Below are 17664 nucleotides of genomic sequence, written 5' to 3'. Positions count from 1 at the left end.
AAATATTATTTCTCGATGGATTATGAGTTTGCCCTTGTAGTTTTATTTAATGAAAACGCCGACGAAACTCACTGGGAAGTATGCCTTTATGTCTTCGAAACGTGCGTCTCAATTGCTCCTGGGATTGAAAGCCACAGAGGCAGGCTATTTTTTCTTGCGACAGGTTTTGTTCAGACAATAATTGGCAGGCTTTTTCCACACGGATATTTTCGACAAAGCGCGCTGGGGTCACTCCCAGCTCCTTGAGAAAGCAGCGAGAAAAATTACGGGGACTCATAGCAGATTCCTGTGCCAATTTTTCTACTGTGAGAGACTGATTTAAATTTTGGTAAATCCACTCCACAAGCCTGGCAAAGCGATCACTCTGTTGCTGATTCATCAAGTGGCTGCTGTATTGCCGCTGGCCGCCATCCCGCTTCAGATAGAGGACCATTAGTTTGGCGATTGCCAGTGCCAAACTACGCCCATGATCTTCCTCGACTAACGCCAGAGCGAGATCAATACCCGCAGTAATACCGGCCGAGGTATAAATATGATCATCACATACATAAATCGCATCAGGGTCTACTTCAATATCGGCAAACTGCCGTAGCTCATCCACATTTGCCCAATGGGTAGTTGCTTTATGACCAGCCAGTACCCCAGCCTTAGCCAAAATTAAAGCACCATTACATATTGAGCCCATCCGCTTAACCACCTGTTTTTGTTCACACAGCCAGTCGAGAATGTCTGTTTGGGAATAGAGGGCTTTATAACTTCCAGGCGGCCCACCACTCATCAACAAGGTGTGGATATCTTTCACCTCACGATATCCACAATCCGCATACAGCTTTACACCCGTGCCCATCTGTACCAGCCCGGATTCTTCAGCCAATAACTGGATTTTGTAAAAGTCAGAAGGGTAACGCCCCTCCTCACGGAGGAGATGATTGGCCAGAGCAAAAACCTCCAGTGGCCCAGTCACATCCAAGCTGGAAGCGCCCGGATAGATAAACATGGCAATTTGAATAGACTGGTCCTGAGTCAATTTCATTGATAGAGTTTTCCACAACGCCAACAAGGCACAATTTTATCTTGGCGGTAAATTCTGCCGATTAATTCGCACTTTACCAACCATTTCTGCTAAATACCCCTCCTTCTGCAGAGGTTGTGACTACATTTATTGTCGAGAATACATTATGTTTGTAAGTGCTCACATCCTTAGTAAGCTACTCTGCTTACTGGATATCTGAATTCCTGTGGGTTATCCACAAAATGACCCAGTAGCTAGTTATTCATACTTTTACTCGTACTTTGCTCTTTGATCACTGCACATCAATCCTGTTTATCCACAAATACTCGAAATCCTTGACCTATCCCCCGAGCCAAGCACAATTGCCTCCGCGAATCACCCCAGCTTACGGAGACCCCAATTGGCGGAATTAATATTGAATCGCGGCGCAGAGCGCCGTTTAAAGCGCGGCCACCTGTGGATATATAGTAATGAGGTGGACACCAAGCGCTCCCCGCTGAAAGGCTTGGAAGCGGGGAGCCAGTGCCAGGTTCTGGATAGTCAGGGTAAACTTCTGGGCACAGCCTGGGTCAACCCCAGTCAATTAATCTGCGCCCGCCTATTGAGCCGCAAGGACAATTTTTCCGAAGACGACATTGGTGAGCGCTTACAAACCGCATTGCTACAGCGGCAACGCTACTTCGACCACCCCAGCTACCGTATGGTTTACGGAGATTCCGATGCCCTACCGGGGCTGGTCGTTGATCGCTTTAACGATCATCTAGTCGTACAGGTCAGCAACTGGGGTATGGATCGCTACCAACAGGTGGTTGTGGATAAGTTAAACGAGCTGACTCAACCTACAGGAATTTTACTGCGCAATGATCACCAGGGCCGTGCAGTTGAGGATATGCCCCTCATTAACCAGATTGCTTACGGAGAAGTGCCAGAACTAGTGCCCTTTGAGGAAAATGGCGTTCCGCTTTTGGCGCCAGTTCACCAGGGGCAAAAAACCGGTTGGTTCTACGATCACCGCGAAAACCGCCGCCTGTTAAACCGCTGGGTACGAGGGAAGCGTGTGTTGGACCTCTTCTCCTATGCGGGCGGTTGGGGAATCCAGGCTCTGGCCAACGACGCCAGTCACGCGGTTTGTGTAGATGCCTCGCAACAGGCCCTGGACTGGTGTCAATTGAATGCACAGCACAACGGTTTTGCCGACAGACTGGATACGGTGCAAGGTAAGGCGCTAGAGGTTCTGAAGGCCATGGTGGCCGAGGGCGAGAAGTTTGATGTCATAGTGCTCGACCCCCCCGCGTTTATTAAAAGACGCAAAGATCACAAGGCCGGCCTTGCCGCTTACCACCACATAAACGAACTGGCTATGCGTTTATTGTCGGAGGACGGCTTGTTAGTAAGTGCTTCCTGCTCTATGCATCTACAATCGGAGGAACTGCTCGATTGTGTACGCGGTGCGGCGCACCGATTGGGCCGTAGAGCTTCAATACTCGCCAGCGGTGGCCAGGGCGCAGACCATCCAATACATCCGGCAATTCCTGAGACCAACTACCTCAAGGCCCACTTTGCCCATTTGGGCGGCAGCCGCTGGTAGCGTGCACTTATTCGCTATAAATGAAACCCCGGCGAAAGCCGGGGTTTCAAATTGAGCGCTCTGTCACTCTGTGGGATTAGAAAACGTATTTCATACCCAGTGTGGCGGTGCGCGGCCGGTTGGCGCGGGCACCATCGGGACTGCGGCTGATAATCACCTGCTCATCAAACAGGTTATCCACTTTCAGGTAACCGGTCAGGTCTGCGCTGAAATCGTAGTGCGCAGCGGCATCCACAACCCACAGAGACTCTGTGTAATCGAATTTATCGGTATTCCCCCGGTTACAACCGGTATTCACACACATCTCGTCCTGGTAAGCCGCGGTCAGGTTTAAACGCCAGGCTGCACCGCTATCGAGGCCGGCAGATACGGCAAACACATTTTCAGGCAGATATTCGAGATTATCGCCGGCAAGCAGGTCATTGCCGTCACTATCTTCACTGATTTCTGCATCAGTAAAGGTATAGGTTGCCCGCACCGGTAGTATCCAACCATTTGTGAGCACCCACTCACTTCCAAACGTAGCTTCCAGTCCTTTGATTTCTGCTTCACCCAACTGGTAGGTTCCACTCTCGGCACCATTGGGGCATTTCACCGCCACCGAGCAGTTTTGCACAGCATTTTCATAGTCACTGTAGAAGGCGATCAATTCAGCATTCAGCCTGCCGTTATCGAAGCGAGCGCCCCATTCATAGTTTGTGGATAACTCCGGCCCCTGGCCATCGGCTGCACCTGCGCCGGGAGGGGCGAAGCCACGGTGCACACCTGCCAGCAAGCTCCACTGTTCGCTTGCCTGGTAAACAAGTCCCAAACCTGGCAGCCATTCATCCACTTGATTGGAGCGATAACTGCCCTTCTCGGTACGCTCTGCGTCGTTATAACGCTGCTGCTCGGTCTCTATATCCTCGTAGCGAAGAACAGCAGTGAGAGTCAGCTTATCGTTCAGCTGGATATCGTCGTAGATAAAGAACGAAGTTGCCTCAGCTTCTTCAACACGGTTATTGCTTGAACTTGGCAGCTCAACACGTTCGTATACCAGCTGGCCATCGGTCTGATTAAAAACTTCTACGGGCTGATATCTGTCGACTTCATCCTGATGTTGACGTATACCGAAGGCTAATTCATGAGCGACGGTGCCAGTGCTAAAGCGCCAATCGGCACTGATCTGCAGGCCCTTGGCCTCGTACTCACGGTTGTTGTGCTTAACACCGAAGGTGTAATCCTCGGTGCCATCCAATACCGCCTGTGGGTCTAGAACTCCATCAACACTGCCGCCGGTATTAACAGCATCTATCAAGTCACCCTCGCTGACTTTAAACCAGTCGCGCTTAAACTTGTTGTAGTAAGCCTGGGTATGCAGGCTAAAGCTGTCACTCAGTTCGATACTGTGGTTCAGCTGGATAGTGCTGTGGCGATTCTGCATTTCATCCAGGGCGCTGATACCGTATCGACGGTTCGGATCTTTCTTAAAGTCGGCATCCGTTAGGCCCAGATAACTCATGCCAGACTCCTCTTCGGAGTACTGCAGCTTGATATCCAACTGCTGGCGGTAGGTCGCATCTGCATTGGATTGCAGGCGACCTTTCAGCAGATAGTCTTCTTTGGCGATATCTGCACTGCCAGATCGATCAATTTCGCGGAAACCGTCGGCATACTGTTGCTGGGTCTCCAGTAGCCAGCCGGTATTTTCTGTGCTGGTGCCATAGTGTGCGTGCACACGGGTCTCACCGTATTCACCGGCTTCCAGCTGCACCATCCCCTGGCTGGAAGTGGGAATAGGGGTACTCAACATATTTACCGCACCACCCACGGTGAATGGGCCGTATTGCAACGCAGCGGGGCCCTTCACTACTTCAATGGCATCCATGCGGCCGGCACTCGGGAAGTAATACGCTTCCGGTGCCGAGTAAGGGGCCGGAGCCACCAGGACTCCATCTTCCATCAAGGAAATTTTGGCGGAGCGCCCACCCTTGGCACCGCGAATACCAATATTCGGGCGCAGGCCGTAGCCATCCTCCTCAAGGATGTAGACCCCCGGAACCGATCGCATCATGCGGTTGATATCCACAAACTCGAATTCTGCCAGCTCTTCGGCATCCACCAGGTGCGCGGAGCCCGGCAGCTTGGAGATGGAATCGGAGCTACCAATAACGGATATGCTCTCCAAACGTTCCTCAGCGAGGCTGGGAGCTGCGGCAGCAGCCGCCAGAGCGATAGCCATTGGCGACAGGAAAAATCTCTTCATGAACCCTCCAATGAATCTAAGTAATTTGTAATTGTTTTTGTTAATAAGAATGATTGTATTTTACCACTTAGAGGGGTGGGATATGACAGAACATTTTTTTGTTTTTTGGCGCCTTTACGAGGAAAAAACCTCTTTGTTTTTAGTTTCTATCCTAACAACTGGATGTTTCCTAGGATCTACTCTTTGAGCTGACTAGCATTGGACCCATGTATCCACTTTGGGAATGCCCATGATACGAATGGCAGAACTCAAAGAGTTGGATAGGCTGGAACAGCTCTGGCTACACGCTGTAACAAATTCACACCCTTCGCTTCCCCGTCAGTTCTGGTTGCAGCGCCGTAGTGAATTTCGTAGAGACTGCCGCCGATCCAACCAATGCCTGGTCTTTACCGGCCGCCACAGCGCCGTTGCAGAGGCTTTTATTACCCTGGTGGACAGGGATAACATCGCCCACCTCTGTGTTAGCCCACTGTTCACCGGCTGTGGTATTGGCGCCACCTTACTTCAGGCTGTTGCCAGGGGATGTAAACAACTCCAGGCTCAAGTATTTCGTGAAAACCTGCGCACGCGTTATTTCCTGCAAAAACATGGGTTTGTAGAAACACAGCGTGGATACAATGCCGAATATGGCCAGCATCAGATTTTTATGTCCTGTGGAGGTCCTCGTCCCTGAATTCATAACCTAAAATCCGAGGTTCAACCCATTACTTATAACCGAAGCTTATTGATTCACTCCTTTTTATTGTTTCTACGCGACAAGCTATCCGGGTAGCATGACTTCCATTCTAGTTTTCCAATGCGCTGATTTTTATGGGACACAACGCTTCCAGTAATGCCCTGCAGCCTTCGAGAGGCCGCTTCTTTCATCACAATGCCAACCTGGCAGTATTGAATCAGACTTTTGCTGAGGCTAAACCCAGCGAAATCATGAAATTCACCATGGAAAAGGCCCAGAACCCGGTAGTCTTTACCAACTTCCGCCCCCTTGCTGTGGCCTTTCTGCATCTTGTGAGCAGAGCCAAGCCGGATATTCCGGTGATCTGGGTGGATCACGGTTACAACACTCCTGAGACCTATCGCCATATTGAAAATGTGGTAAAACAGCTGGGCCTCAATCTGCGTACCTACTCTCCAAAGATGTCCGCGGCACACTACAACGCTGTATACGGTGGTATTCCAGCCCTGGATACTCCCGAGCACGACTTCTTTTCGCGTACGGTCAAGCTCGAGCCGTTTAACCGCGCTATGCAGGAATTGAAACCGGATGTGTGGTTAAACGGCATTCGTCACGATCAGAATGCACACCGTAAAAACCTGGATGTTTTTACCCAGGGGAATCACGGCACCATTCGCGTAGCGCCAATGTTTCATTTGAAAGAGATTGATGTAGAAGAGTACGTTTACGAAAACGAACTGCCGGACAATGATGTGTATTTCGATCCGACCAAGGGTGAAGAACATCGCGAGTGCGGGTTATTACTGGAGAAATAAATTCATAGATCGGCGGGGGAATTTTTTCTCCGCCTTTTTTCTAAAAACTTTCTTTTTCCCTTAGTTTTTCTTCCGCGATCAAATAGTTCTTATTTATGCAGATCTAGTAATTCATAATTTTGGCTTTTGTCAGATTTCTCTGCAAAAAATATTTTTTTTCTTTGCTTTTTTCCCATTCCCTTCTGCTTGCTGATAGCAGAAACAGAAGGGCTTATAAAACTATATTCTTAATATTCAGCCAACTAAGCAGCGGCCTCACCGGTAAGATGCCGGCCTTTTTCCAAATGATTTTTTAGGTCTTCCAACATTTTACCAAACTGTGTGCCCGTCATTTTTTTCACTACCGGGCTCAGTACGACACCAATGGCACCCAGCTCCATGTTCGCAGTGAAGCTCACCCTTGTCCCATTTTCGGATAAAGCCTCTAATTTAAACTGCGATAAACTTTTCTTCACCGGAAATCCTGGCGGTGTGTTCTTGGTTTCTACAGACACATCCAGCTCATGCTTTTTATCATCAAATCTTGTGATGGTTTCATCGGCGACAAGACCATTGGGGCCTTTATTTGTCAGTACACAGACACGCCCTTTTACACTGGCATTGCCAACCGGTGTACCCTCTTTGGCAAAGGAATGCGGTATCAGCGTCATCCATTGGTAAGCGGTATCAAAATCCACAGCAAGCACTTTCCAGACCTCCTCAATCGGGCGGTCTATGGCAACTTCTCTCTTAACTTGAACGATTTTCATTGGATTCTCCCAGGATGTTCGGTGCAATAAATATTGACGGGAGACAGATTAGCTGGACACTATTTGCAACGGAATATAACAAAATAGGACACTGTGTTGCATAAAGGATCCATTGAATGGACTGATATTCAGTTCTTTATTGCGGTTGCCAGGAGTCATAGTGCCCGCAGCGTTGCTGAAGACCTTGGAGTGAGCCACTCCACTGTATCCCGCCGTATTGACGCTCTTGAAGAGAGGCTTCAAGCCAGACTGTTTTACCGTAACTCCAAAGGTTATCAACTAACCGAAGATGGAGAAGCCATGCTCGGTTATGCCAAATCCGCAGAGCAGTACCTCGACGCGGCACAGAAGCACTTGCAGGGTGGTAGCCATCGGCTCTCTGGTGAAATACGCGTTACCATGCCTGATGTCGTGGCCTCCCATCTTGTGATTCCGCACCTCAATGAGTTCACCAACGCCTACCCACAGATAAACGTTCAGCTCCTAGTGACCAGCCAGGTGCTCAGCCTCGAGAAACACGAGGCGGATGTGGCTTTGAGAATCCTGCCCAAAGGTGCAGAGGTACCCGAAAGGTTTATTGCCCGTAAGCTTACCAACCTACCTAGCTGCTGTTACGGCTCGCCAGCCTATATTGCAGAATCACTACCAGAGCACGGCCGCTGGCTCGGCTGGAGTAATGAGGATGGCAGGGTGAACTGGGCCCAAAACACCCCTTATCCGGATTTGCCCTATCAACATCAGATCAGCCATGGCCTGATACAGCTAGAAGCTGTGAGAAGTGGACTGGGCTTGGCCAGGCTTCCCTGCTTTCTCGCCGATGGGGTTAATGGCGTTATTCGCTTACCCGGCGGGAACCCTCCAGCCTGCACGATCTGTGGCTGGTCTCTACACCGGAACACCGCAATGTGCTGCGCTTTAAAGTCTTTCGAGAGTTTGTTGTGAGTCTATTCAGGCGCCTTGAGGATAAGTTGGAAGGCAAGCTGGCGGGGTGATTTCGATCGATATTTGCCTGGAGCGGTATAAAACCGCCCCAGGCAATCCATCTATTTTTAAGCGCAAGAGCGTCTGGAAGACTTAAACATCCAGGTTTTCTACCGCCAAGGCATTGGTCTCGATAAAGTCACGGCGTGGCTCTACCTGATCGCCCATCAAGGTGGTAAATATCTGATCTGCTGCGATAGCATCTTCAACAGTTACCTGCAGCATACGACGGCTCTCTGGGTCCATGGTAGTTTCCCAAAGCTGCTCCGGGTTCATCTCACCCAGCCCCTTATAGCGCTGGATACCGTAGCCTCTGCGGCTCTCGCCCATCAGCCAGTCCATCACTTCAGGGAAGCTGCCAACAGGGTGCTGCTTCTCGCCGCGTTGGATAAAGGCACCCTCTTCCAATAGACCCACCATTTTCTCACCCAGAGCGCAGATAGACGCATACTCGGCAGAATCGAAGAACTCGTGGTTAATCAGGTAGTCACTGCCGACACCGTGGGCCACGATATGGATATGGGGCAGGAATAGGCCGCGCTCGGTGTTCTCCTGAACCGTCACTTCGTGACGACGGGTTCCACCACTCTCTTCATCGCCGAGTTTCTCCTGGAGCTTCTCACTCCAAGCCGCGACTTTGTCCTGGGACTGCAGGTCTTCCTGAGACAAGCTGGGCAGGTAGATCATGCTGCGCAGCACCTCTTCTGGATACAGGCGGGACAGACGATCAATAGTAGCCAGCACACTGCGATACTCGCCCACCAGGCTTTCCAGGGAAGCGCCAGATAGTCCAGGGGCATCCGGGTTCACAAATAATGTGGCGCCTTCTAGGGCGGCGTTGGTGAGGAACTGAGTCAGAGCACCCTCATCTTTTAGGTACTGCTCCTGCTTACCCTTGGAAATCTTATACAGTGGCGGCTGGGCGATATAGATATGGCCACGCTCAATCAACTCCGGCATCTGGCGGAAGAAGAATGTCAGCAGCAATGTGCGGATATGCGCACCGTCCACATCCGCATCAGTCATGATGATGATGCTGTGGTAACGCAGCTTATCGGGGTTGAATTCGCTCTTACCGATGCCACAGCCCAGTGCGGTGATCAAGGTGCCCACTTCGGCACTGGAAAGCATTTTGTCGAAGCGCGCTTTTTCCACATTGAGGATTTTGCCCTTCAGCGGCAGGATCGCCTGGGTACGACGATCGCGGCCCTGCTTAGCAGAACCACCGGCAGAGTCACCCTCCACCAGGTAGATTTCCGACAGGGCTGGGTCTTTCTGCTGACAGTCCGCCAGTTTGCCGGGCAGTCCAGCGATATCCAGGGCACCCTTGCGACGGGTCATCTCACGCGCCTTGCGCGCCGCCTCACGGGCTTTCGCCGCATCGATCATCTTAGTAACGACGGACTTGGCTTCCTGGGGGTTCTCCAACAGATAGTCGTTGAAGTGGTGTCCCATCTCCTGCTCAACAGCGGGCTTCACCTCAGAGGAGACCAGCTTGTCTTTGGTCTGCGAGGAGAATTTCGGGTCCGGTACCTTCACAGAGATAATCGCGGTAAGGCCTTCTCGGGCATCGTCACCGGTGGTGTTGACCTTATCCTTTTTGCCCAGGCCCTCGCGCTCAATATAGGTGTTCAAACCGCGAGTCAGCGCCGCGCGGAAGCCCGCCAGGTGGGTACCACCATCGCGCTGGGGGATATTGTTGGTGTAGCAGAAAATGCTTTCCTGGAAACTGTCATTCCACTGTAGCGCCACTTCTACGGCGATGCCGTCATCGCGCTGGCTCTGGAAGTGCAACACCTTGTTGATGGGAGTTTTGTTTTGGTTAAGAAACTCCACAAAGGCACTCAAGCCGCCCTCGTATTCATAGACCTCTTCCTTACCACTACGCTCGTCCTTCAAGACAATACGTACACCGGAATTGAGGAAGGACAGCTCGCGCAAGCGCTTGGCCAGTACATCGAAATGGAATTCGATATTGCTGAAGGTATCTGCAGAGGGCTTGAAGTGCACGGTGGTGCCGGTGGTATCACTATCTCCCACCACCTCCAGTGGAGCCTGGGGCACACCGTGATGATAGGTTTGCTCGTGGATCTTACCTCCACGGCGAATAGTCAGCTTCAACTCTTTTGACAGCGCATTTACTACTGACACACCCACGCCATGCAGACCACCGGATACCTTATAGGTATTGTCATCGAACTTACCACCGGCGTGCAGCACGGTCATAATTACTTCTGCTGCAGAAACCCCCTCTTCTGGGTGGATTTCTGTTGGAATACCACGGCCGTTATCTGAGACAGAAATCGATTCATCCGGATGGATGGTTACGCGAATCTCATCGCAATGGCCTGCTAGTGCTTCATCGATGGAGTTGTCGACCACCTCGAACACCATGTGGTGTAGGCCGGTGCCATCGTCGGTATCACCGATATACATTCCGGGGCGCTTGCGCACCGCATCCAGGCCTTTGAGTACCTTGATACTGCTCGAGTCATAGCTTTGCTGCTCTGACATTTATTCGCTCCATTCAACTTATTATGCAGCCGATGCATCGGCGCTGATATTCCCATGTTCCACGTGGAACACTTTTGGGCAATTCCAAGGGGCTTCCAATTGTCGCCAGGGGCGGCTTGTAGTGCCCTCATCTATTCCGGTTACCAGTACCTGGCTGGCACAACGACCAACCCACTGGGCAAAAACTTGCTGATTGTGATCATCCAGCTCTGCCGGAAGGTCGTCCACAAGAAATACCGGTTTCTCTCGGTGACGACAAACCAACTGCGCCATAGCCGTGCGTACGGCGCATACCAGCATTTTCTGCTGGCCACGGGATAAAACATTGTGTGCAGGCTCACCTGCAACGGTAAAACGGAGATCTGCTCTGTGAGGCCCAGTGCGGGTATGTCCCTGACTGAGATCACTATCCCGAGACTCTCTAAGCGCCTCGGCCAGTTCAACCTCTTTTCGCCAACCGCGTCGATAACTCATATCCACCCGATTTAGCAGGCTGGGAGGTAACTCTTCCAGTAGCGTTGTTACGGCCGCACGCAATTGCTCGAATTGACTGCGACGCAGGGTATCCACCTGTTCGCCACTTTGGGACAACTGATGCTCCCAAATCCCGATCGCGTCCGGATCGATTTTACCACGTCGCAACAAGGCATTTCGCTGCTTCAGTGCGATTTGATAGTTTTTCCATTCCTGAGCAAAGAGATGTTCCACGTGGAACACTGTCCAATCCAGAAGTCGCCTGCGCACTCCAGGGCCGCCATCCAGGGCGGAGAAACTATCGCTGTTAATCAGTTGTAAGGGGAGACAGTTAGCAAGCTGTGAACTGGACTCAGCCGCCGCCTGGTTGATACGCACACGGCCACCGCCATCAGCTAGGCGCTCGACCCCAAGATTGAAGCCCGTATCCAGCTGGGTAAAAACCGTGAGCCCTGAATGATCATGGCGGATAACCGATTTGTGCTGGCGAGACCGAAAAGAGCGGCCTGTAGCCAACATATGAACAGCTTCAAGAATGGAAGTCTTGCCACTGCCATTGACGCCACAGAACAGGTTAACCCCAGTGTCCAAAAGCAGATCGGCGTGAGAGATATTTCGAAAATTAGAAATCAGAAGGCGGGTCAGCGCCATAGACCCCTCGCCCCGCTGACTGGGAAAATTTCAGCGGCAATATTCAGAAAAAATAAAGGGACCGCCTGTTGATAATACAGTGCGGTCCCTTCTCGATTGTGAGCCAAATGCTTACTAACCAGGGCTTACAGACGCATCGGCATAATCACGTAGAGGGCATCTCCGTCCTCAGGTTGCTGCAGTAAAGCACTGCTGTTGGCATCCGCCAGACTGATGCGAATCTGGTCGCTGTGAATAGCACCAGTAACATCGAGCAAATAGGAAACGTTAAAGCCTATTTCCATGGGCTCCCCCACGTAATCCACCATCATTTGCTCTTCGGCCTCCTCCTGCTCGGGGTTATTGGCCACAATCTGCAGCAAACCCTCGGAGACCTGCAAACGTACCCCACGATATTTTTCATTGGAAAGAATCGCTGCTCGGGAGAAAGCCTGACGCAGGCCTTGACGGTCGGCATAGACCACGTTGCCGGCACCACGTGGCAGAACGCGCTCATAATCCGGGAACTTGCCATCCACCAGCTTGGAGGTAAAGGTGAACTGGCCACTCATCACACGGATATGATTGTTGCCCAGTACTACCTGCGCCTGCACGTCGCTATCTTCCAACAGGCGGCCCAATTCCAACACGCCCTTGCGCGGTACAATCGCCTGAATGGGTGCCGTTACATTCAAGCCCGGAGCATCCCGGTCGCACAAAGCCAGGCGGTGACCGTCAGTGGCGACAGCGCGCAGCTGCTGTGGGCGGCACTCCAGCAGTAGGCCATTCAAGTAATAGCGCACGTCCTGCTGGGCCATGGCAAAGCTGGTTGCCTCGATCAGACGGCGAATCTCGCGCTGAGAAATATCGAATCGAGTCTGGGCACTGGCTTCCTCCTGATTGGGGAAGTCCGCTGCGGGTAAAGTGGATAACTGAAAACGGCTGCGGCCACTGCGCAATACCAGGCGCTCGCCATCGCGCTCAAATTTTAATTCAGCGCCATCAGGTAATGAGCGACAGATATCCAGCAGCTTGCGTGCTGGAACAGTTACTTCACCTTCCATTTCCACGCCATCCACCGGCAAGCGGCCGACAATTTCCACTTCGAGATCAGTACCAGTCAGGGACAACTCCTGACCTTGTAATTGCATCAATACATTGGCCAGGACCGGCAGGGTCTGGCGTTTCTCAACGACACCGGCTACCAGTTGTAGGGGCTTCAGCAGGGCGTCCCGGCTCACATTGAATTTCATCGGTAGTTTCGCCTTGTTTGTCAGTTATTCGATTAAGTGGTCAACGACCGTGTCAGTAACTTTACGTCCTCGCGGATATCCGCATCAGACTCCTGCAATTCGCGAATTTTGCGGCAGGCATGCAAGACCGTAGTGTGGTCACGCCCGCCAAAGGCATCGCCAATCTCTGGCAAACTGTGGTTGGTCAACTCTTTAGCCAGAGACATAGCCACCTGACGCGGACGCGCGACAGAGCGGCTGCGGCGCTTGGACAACAGGTCGGCCACCTTGATCTTGTAGTACTCGGCCACCACGCGTTGAATATTGTCCACACTCACCAAACGATCCTGCAAGGCGAGTAGATCCTTGAGAGCCTCGCGCACCAATACATCGTCAATGGCACGGCCGGTAAATTGGGAGTTGGCTATCACACGGCGCAGGGCGCCTTCTAGCTCGCGCACATTGGAGCGGATACGCTGCGCGATAAAGAAAGCGGAATCGTGGGGTAACTCTACACCGAACTGCTCCGCTTTCTTCATTAATATGGCTACTCGCGTCTCCAGTTCAGGCGGTTCCACAGCCACAGTCAGGCCCCAACCAAAGCGGGACTTGAGGCGCTCTTCAAGGCCGTCGATCTCCTTGGGATAGCGGTCGCAGGTGAGGATAATCTGTTGGCCACCCTCGAGAAGCGCATTAAAAGTGTGGAAAAACTCCTCCTGAGAGCGCTCCTTACCAGCAAAGAACTGAATATCGTCAATCAACAGCGCATCCACAGAACGGTAATAGCGCTTAAAATCGCTGATGGCGTTGAGCTGTAGAGCCTTCACCATATCAGCGACAAAACGTTCAGAGTGCAGGTAGACCACTTTGGCATTGGGATTGCGCTCTAACAACGCATTGCCCACCGCATGCATAAGGTGCGTTTTACCCAGGCCCACACCACCATAAATAAAGAGCGGATTGTAGGCGCCACCAGGGTTGTCGGAGATTTGCTGCGCAGCAGCCAAGCCCAATTGGTTGGATTTGCCTTCAACAAAAGATTTAAAAGTGAAGTTTCGATTGAGGGAGCTGCCGTGCTTAATGGCACCCTCAACCTCAACCTGCCGCGCGGGCTGCTCCGGGATAGAACGCACCATGTCGTTCATTACCGCAGGACGAATATCGGATACCGCCTGCTCCCCCTTGCTGACCTGTCTGGAGTTGGTCTCCTCTTCCAGTATTGAATGAGGATTTACACCAGGGCCACCACCAAAGCCGCCACCATTCAGCGGCTGATTGGAAACAGGAGCCTGTGGCTCCGCATGGCTCATAAACCCCTGAGAGACAGAGGGAGAAACCACACCAGGTGTTGTGGAAAAATCCACCGAACCCGATGAAACAGAAGGGGCTGGGGAAGTTGTAGGTGCTATCGGCGGCGGCATAGCACTGGCAACCGGAGCCGTAGGGGGCACGGGAGCCGGTACAGGTGCCGCTTCCATTGCTGCGCGACTACGCTGAAAACGCGCGGGGCGACGAGCAGTGATCTCCAGCCCTACTTGAAGTGGCTGTCCAGGAGAGAACTGGTGGACCAGCTCGCGGATACGATGAAGGAATTTACCGCCAACCCAGTCCAGAACAAAGCGATTTGGTGCAACCAGTCGCAACTCGCCCTCTGCACACGCGGGATTGACGCGCAGCGGTCTGATCCAGGTATTGAACTGCTGAGATGGCAGCTCATCCTGCAAACAGCTCGCGCACTGCTTCCAAACGGATTCAGTCAAGAAACCCCCCAAAACCCCAAAATGGTAAGACCACGGAGACAACGGCATGAAAGGACTGGAGTGCCCTAGCCGTCAAATAAGATCGGCGCAGTATACCTTTCCATCGATGGGTTATCCACAAGAAAGCGTAGCGCTGTTGAAAAAATTGCGCAAAAATGTCCATGCAATCAGGTATTTGCGTAACAATTAGACAATTGAAGCCTACGCCTTTGGAACTTTATCCACAGCCGCCTGTGCATATCTTGGGGTCAATCGGTGGGCATCACGAAATACATCAGGTAGCTCAAGGGCTTGTCTAGTAGCCGTTATTTGGTATCAGTGATTTAGTGGTAAACAAGCCGAATATCTCCCGTCTGTGCGTTGCTTTCACTGTTGCCTTTCTATACAATCCGCGGCCTTCGCAGCGCGTAGCTCCGTCTGCCCCGGCTCTGTGCCGGACCGGAGCCCAGGCCGCGGCCGGGGATGGTCCCGAGAAATCTTGAACACAAAGTCTCAGGTAGCAAGACTATGAAACGCACATTTCAACCCAGCAACTTGAAGCGCAAACGCACTCACGGTTTCCGCGCTCGCATGGCAACCAAAAACGGCCGTAAAATCCTGGCCCGCCGCCGCGCTAAAGGCCGCAAAGTACTGTCTGCATAATATCTCTTCTTTTTAGAGATTCTCCCTATGCAGCAGGTGCGCAGCAGCTTTGGATTTGCCAAGACTCTGCGCCTGCTTAATGCGGCGCAGTATCGCAAGGTTTTCAATGAAAACGTTGTGCGCGCCGCGCATCCCCACCTCCTGATCCTCGCATGTCCCAGTGATTCTGAGCATCCGCGCCTCGGCTTGGTAATTGCCAAGAAGCATGTGCGCAACGCCTCCGACCGCAATCGAATCAAGCGAATTACCCGAGAAACCTTCCGCTTGCAGCAACACCAGTTGCCGCCGCTGGATGCTGTAGTATTGGCTCGCCCGGGGGTTGCAGATCTGGATAAGGCCGCACTGGCGAAGACACTAAACAAGCTCTGGCGCAAGCTGGCCAAGCGCGCGCAACAGCCACAATCGAAGTCATGAAGTGGCTACTGATCAAGCTGATACACGTCTACCGCTATCTGGCCAGCCCATGGGTAGGTAACCAGTGCCGCTTTTACCCAACCTGCTCGCGATACTCCGAAGAGGCGATTGAAACTCACGGAGCCTTAAAGGGGGGTTATTTAACTGCGCGCCGCCTTATAAAATGCCACCCCTGGCACCCTGGTGGACTGGACCCGGTTCCCCCCACCAAACACAAGAACACGCTCTAGGTATTAAGATGGATTGGCAACGCTATACGCTGCTAGGTGGAATTCTCGCGGTTCTCCTCGCACTTATCTTCCAGTGGAATGCATTTCAAGAGCAGCACACTCCTGAACTCGACCGCGAAACCATAGTTCACAACGATATACAGAGCGGCAGCCAAATCCCGGCGCAGACCAGCGAAAACGGCAATGGTGATGTCCCCCAACTGGAGTCCCAAGCGCCAGCAGAGACAGGCACCGATAGCGGCCAACGCACGCTCATCAATGTCACCACCGACGTCTTTGATCTGCTCATTGATCCTCGTGGCGGTGATATCGTAAAAGTGGCCCTGCGACAGTTCCAGGAAAAGCTGGATACGCCTGACCAGCCCTTAATCCTGTTAAACCAGACCCGCTATCACACCTATATCGCCCAGAGTGGTCTGATCGGTAACAACGGTACCGATAGCGCCGCTGGCCGCCCCCTGTTTAAGGTTGAAAAGACCAACTACGCCATGGTGGAAGGGCAGGATCAGCTGATTGTGGACCTGACCCTGCAGCAAGAAGGTGCAAATATCACCAAACGCTACACCTTCAAGCGTGGTGACTACCTCGTTCAGGTGGCCTACCTGGTAGATAACACCAGCTCCAAGCCCTGGTCCGCCGCCATGTTTGGCCAGATCAAGCGCGATGCCAGTGAGCCGGTGACCGATACCGGTTTTGGTATGTCACCCTTCCTCGGTGCCGCTCTTCACACCAACGAAGAAAATTACTTCAAGCAGGATTTTGAGGAAATCGCCGAGAAACCCACCCGCACCACAGTGGAAGGCGGCTGGGTAGCCATGGTGCAGCACTATTTCCTTAGCGCCTGGATTCCCCCACAGGATGAACGCAACACTTTTGAGCTGCGCGAATTGTCCAACGGACTATTTCGTATGGGCTTCACCGCCCAGCCGGTACAAATCCCCGCCGCGACTCAGGGCGAGCTGAGCGCTTCCTTCTATGCCGGCCCCAAGGATGTCTACCGCCTGGAGGAGATCTCACCCTATCTTGACCTGACCGTGGATTACGGCTGGCTCTGGTGGATTGCCAAGCCGCTGTTCCGCGTACTGCACTTTATCCAGGAGCATATTGTCAGCAACTGGGGCTGGGCGATTATCTTGCTCACCGTCTTTATCAAGACACTGCTGCTGCCGCTGTCCGCCGCAGGCACCAAATCTATGGCGCGCATGCGCAAGTTTGCTCCACAGATGAAAAAACTGCAGGAGCAGTACAAGGACAATCGTCAGAAGTTGGCGGAAGAGACCATGAAGCTCTACCGCCGCGAGAAGATCAATCCCATGGGGGGCTGCCTGCCGATCCTGCTGCAGATGCCGGTGTTTATCGCCCTCTACTGGATGCTCACCGAAACCGTAGAGCTGCGCCATGCGCCCTGGATCTTCTGGATTCACGACCTGTCGGCGAAGGATCCTTATTTCATCCTGCCGGTACTGATGGGCTTATCCATGTGGTTTATGCAAAAGCTGAACCCGGCGCCCACCGACCCGACCCAGGCCCGTATCATGCAGCTGATGCCGGTGATGATGACGGTGTTCTTCCTGTGGTTCCCGGCTGGCCTGGTTCTGTACTGGATCGCCAACAACCTGATCACCATCGGTCAAACCTGGTATATCAACAAGCAGGTGGATGCCGGAAAATACTGATCAAGTATCCACAGATCACAAACAAC

15 protein-coding genes are annotated in these 17664 nt (G+C 52.4%); 8 read left to right on the top strand and 7 right to left on the bottom strand.

The features are described 5' to 3' along the window. Nucleotides 1-46: 46 nt before the first annotated feature. Nucleotides 47-1033: a GlxA family transcriptional regulator gene (locus ACJJIJ_RS18190; protein ID WP_444883263.1), complete on the bottom strand. Its 987-nt coding sequence runs from the start codon at nucleotides 1031-1033 to the stop codon at nucleotides 47-49. A 379-nt stretch (nucleotides 1034-1412) separates the two neighbouring features. Here ACJJIJ_RS18190 and ACJJIJ_RS18185 point away from each other — a divergent pair, with 379 nt between their 5' ends. Beyond that, nucleotides 1413-2600, top strand: coding sequence for a class I SAM-dependent rRNA methyltransferase (locus ACJJIJ_RS18185; protein WP_444938080.1), 1188 nt, complete (start codon nucleotides 1413-1415; stop codon nucleotides 2598-2600). Between the two features lie 76 nt (nucleotides 2601-2676). Here ACJJIJ_RS18185 and ACJJIJ_RS18180 read toward each other — a convergent pair whose 3' ends face one another. After that, nucleotides 2677-4845 carry a TonB-dependent receptor family protein gene (locus ACJJIJ_RS18180; RefSeq protein ID WP_444938079.1) on the bottom strand — a complete coding sequence of 723 codons (2169 nt, stop codon included), beginning with the start codon at nucleotides 4843-4845 and terminating at the stop codon, nucleotides 2677-2679. A gap of 238 nt (nucleotides 4846-5083) precedes the next feature. Between ACJJIJ_RS18180 and ACJJIJ_RS18175 the strand changes: the two genes are divergently transcribed. Together ACJJIJ_RS18175 and ACJJIJ_RS18170 are read left to right on the top strand one after the other, a co-directional pair. After that, nucleotides 5084-5518 (top strand): GNAT family N-acetyltransferase, encoded by a 435-nt coding sequence (locus ACJJIJ_RS18175; protein WP_444938078.1) that lies wholly within the window; start codon nucleotides 5084-5086, stop codon nucleotides 5516-5518. Between the two features lie 137 nt (nucleotides 5519-5655). Beyond that, nucleotides 5656-6336 carry a phosphoadenosine phosphosulfate reductase domain-containing protein gene (locus ACJJIJ_RS18170; protein ID WP_444938077.1) on the top strand — a complete coding sequence of 227 codons (681 nt, stop codon included), beginning with the start codon at nucleotides 5656-5658 and terminating at the stop codon, nucleotides 6334-6336. 242 nt (nucleotides 6337-6578) lie between these two features. On the opposite strand, the gene ACJJIJ_RS18165 is transcribed toward ACJJIJ_RS18170, so the two are convergent. Beyond that, complete coding sequence (locus tag ACJJIJ_RS18165) at nucleotides 6579-7085, bottom strand: SRPBCC family protein (RefSeq protein WP_444938076.1); 507 nt, start codon at nucleotides 7083-7085, stop codon at nucleotides 6579-6581. A 96-nt stretch (nucleotides 7086-7181) separates the two neighbouring features. On the opposite strand from ACJJIJ_RS18165, the gene ACJJIJ_RS18160 reads away from it, so the two are divergent. After that, a complete protein-coding gene (locus ACJJIJ_RS18160; RefSeq protein ID WP_444938075.1) occupies nucleotides 7182-8027 on the top strand; it encodes a LysR family transcriptional regulator in 846 nt (281 codons plus the stop codon). 132 nt (nucleotides 8028-8159) lie between these two features. Here the strand turns inward: ACJJIJ_RS18160 and gyrB are convergent, their stop codons facing one another. The 4 genes from gyrB to dnaA form a co-directional block, all read right to left on the bottom strand. After that, entirely contained in the window at nucleotides 8160-10580 is a 2421-nt protein-coding gene (gyrB, locus tag ACJJIJ_RS18155; RefSeq protein WP_444899431.1) for a DNA topoisomerase (ATP-hydrolyzing) subunit B, read from the bottom strand. A gap of 21 nt (nucleotides 10581-10601) precedes the next feature. Then, complete coding sequence (gene recF / locus ACJJIJ_RS18150) at nucleotides 10602-11705, bottom strand: DNA replication/repair protein RecF (protein ID WP_444938074.1); 1104 nt, start codon at nucleotides 11703-11705, stop codon at nucleotides 10602-10604. A 125-nt stretch (nucleotides 11706-11830) separates the two neighbouring features. Next, nucleotides 11831-12937, bottom strand: coding sequence for a DNA polymerase III subunit beta (gene dnaN, locus ACJJIJ_RS18145; RefSeq protein WP_444938073.1), 1107 nt, complete (start codon nucleotides 12935-12937; stop codon nucleotides 11831-11833). Between the two features lie 32 nt (nucleotides 12938-12969). Then, on the bottom strand, nucleotides 12970-14676 hold the full coding sequence (dnaA, locus tag ACJJIJ_RS18140; RefSeq protein ID WP_444923801.1) for a chromosomal replication initiator protein DnaA: 1707 nt from the start codon (nucleotides 14674-14676) through the stop codon (nucleotides 12970-12972). 507 nt (nucleotides 14677-15183) lie between these two features. Between dnaA and rpmH the strand changes: the two genes are divergently transcribed. Genes rpmH through yidC form a run of 4 tightly spaced genes read left to right on the top strand, consistent with a single transcriptional unit; the run spans nucleotide 15184 to nucleotide 17638 of the window. Next, nucleotides 15184-15318, top strand: a complete 135-nt coding sequence (gene rpmH / locus ACJJIJ_RS18135) for a 50S ribosomal protein L34 (protein ID WP_020413885.1) — start codon at nucleotides 15184-15186, stop codon at nucleotides 15316-15318. 27 nt (nucleotides 15319-15345) lie between these two features. Then, entirely contained in the window at nucleotides 15346-15732 is a 387-nt protein-coding gene (gene rnpA, locus ACJJIJ_RS18130; protein WP_020413886.1) for a ribonuclease P protein component, read from the top strand. Then, nucleotides 15729-15962, top strand: a complete 234-nt coding sequence (gene yidD, locus ACJJIJ_RS18125; protein ID WP_083922742.1) for a membrane protein insertion efficiency factor YidD — start codon at nucleotides 15729-15731, stop codon at nucleotides 15960-15962. The genes rnpA and yidD overlap by 4 nt, the downstream gene beginning before the upstream one ends. Before the next feature lie 8 nt (nucleotides 15963-15970). Continuing rightward, nucleotides 15971-17638: a membrane protein insertase YidC gene (gene yidC / locus ACJJIJ_RS18120; RefSeq protein ID WP_444883253.1), complete on the top strand. Its 1668-nt coding sequence runs from the start codon at nucleotides 15971-15973 to the stop codon at nucleotides 17636-17638. Nucleotides 17639-17664 lie beyond the last annotated feature (26 nt).

The sequence above is a fragment of the Microbulbifer mixtoriginis (SeqCode) genome, assembly GCF_052467945.1.
This window is presented reverse-complemented; position numbering and strand designations above follow the sequence as displayed.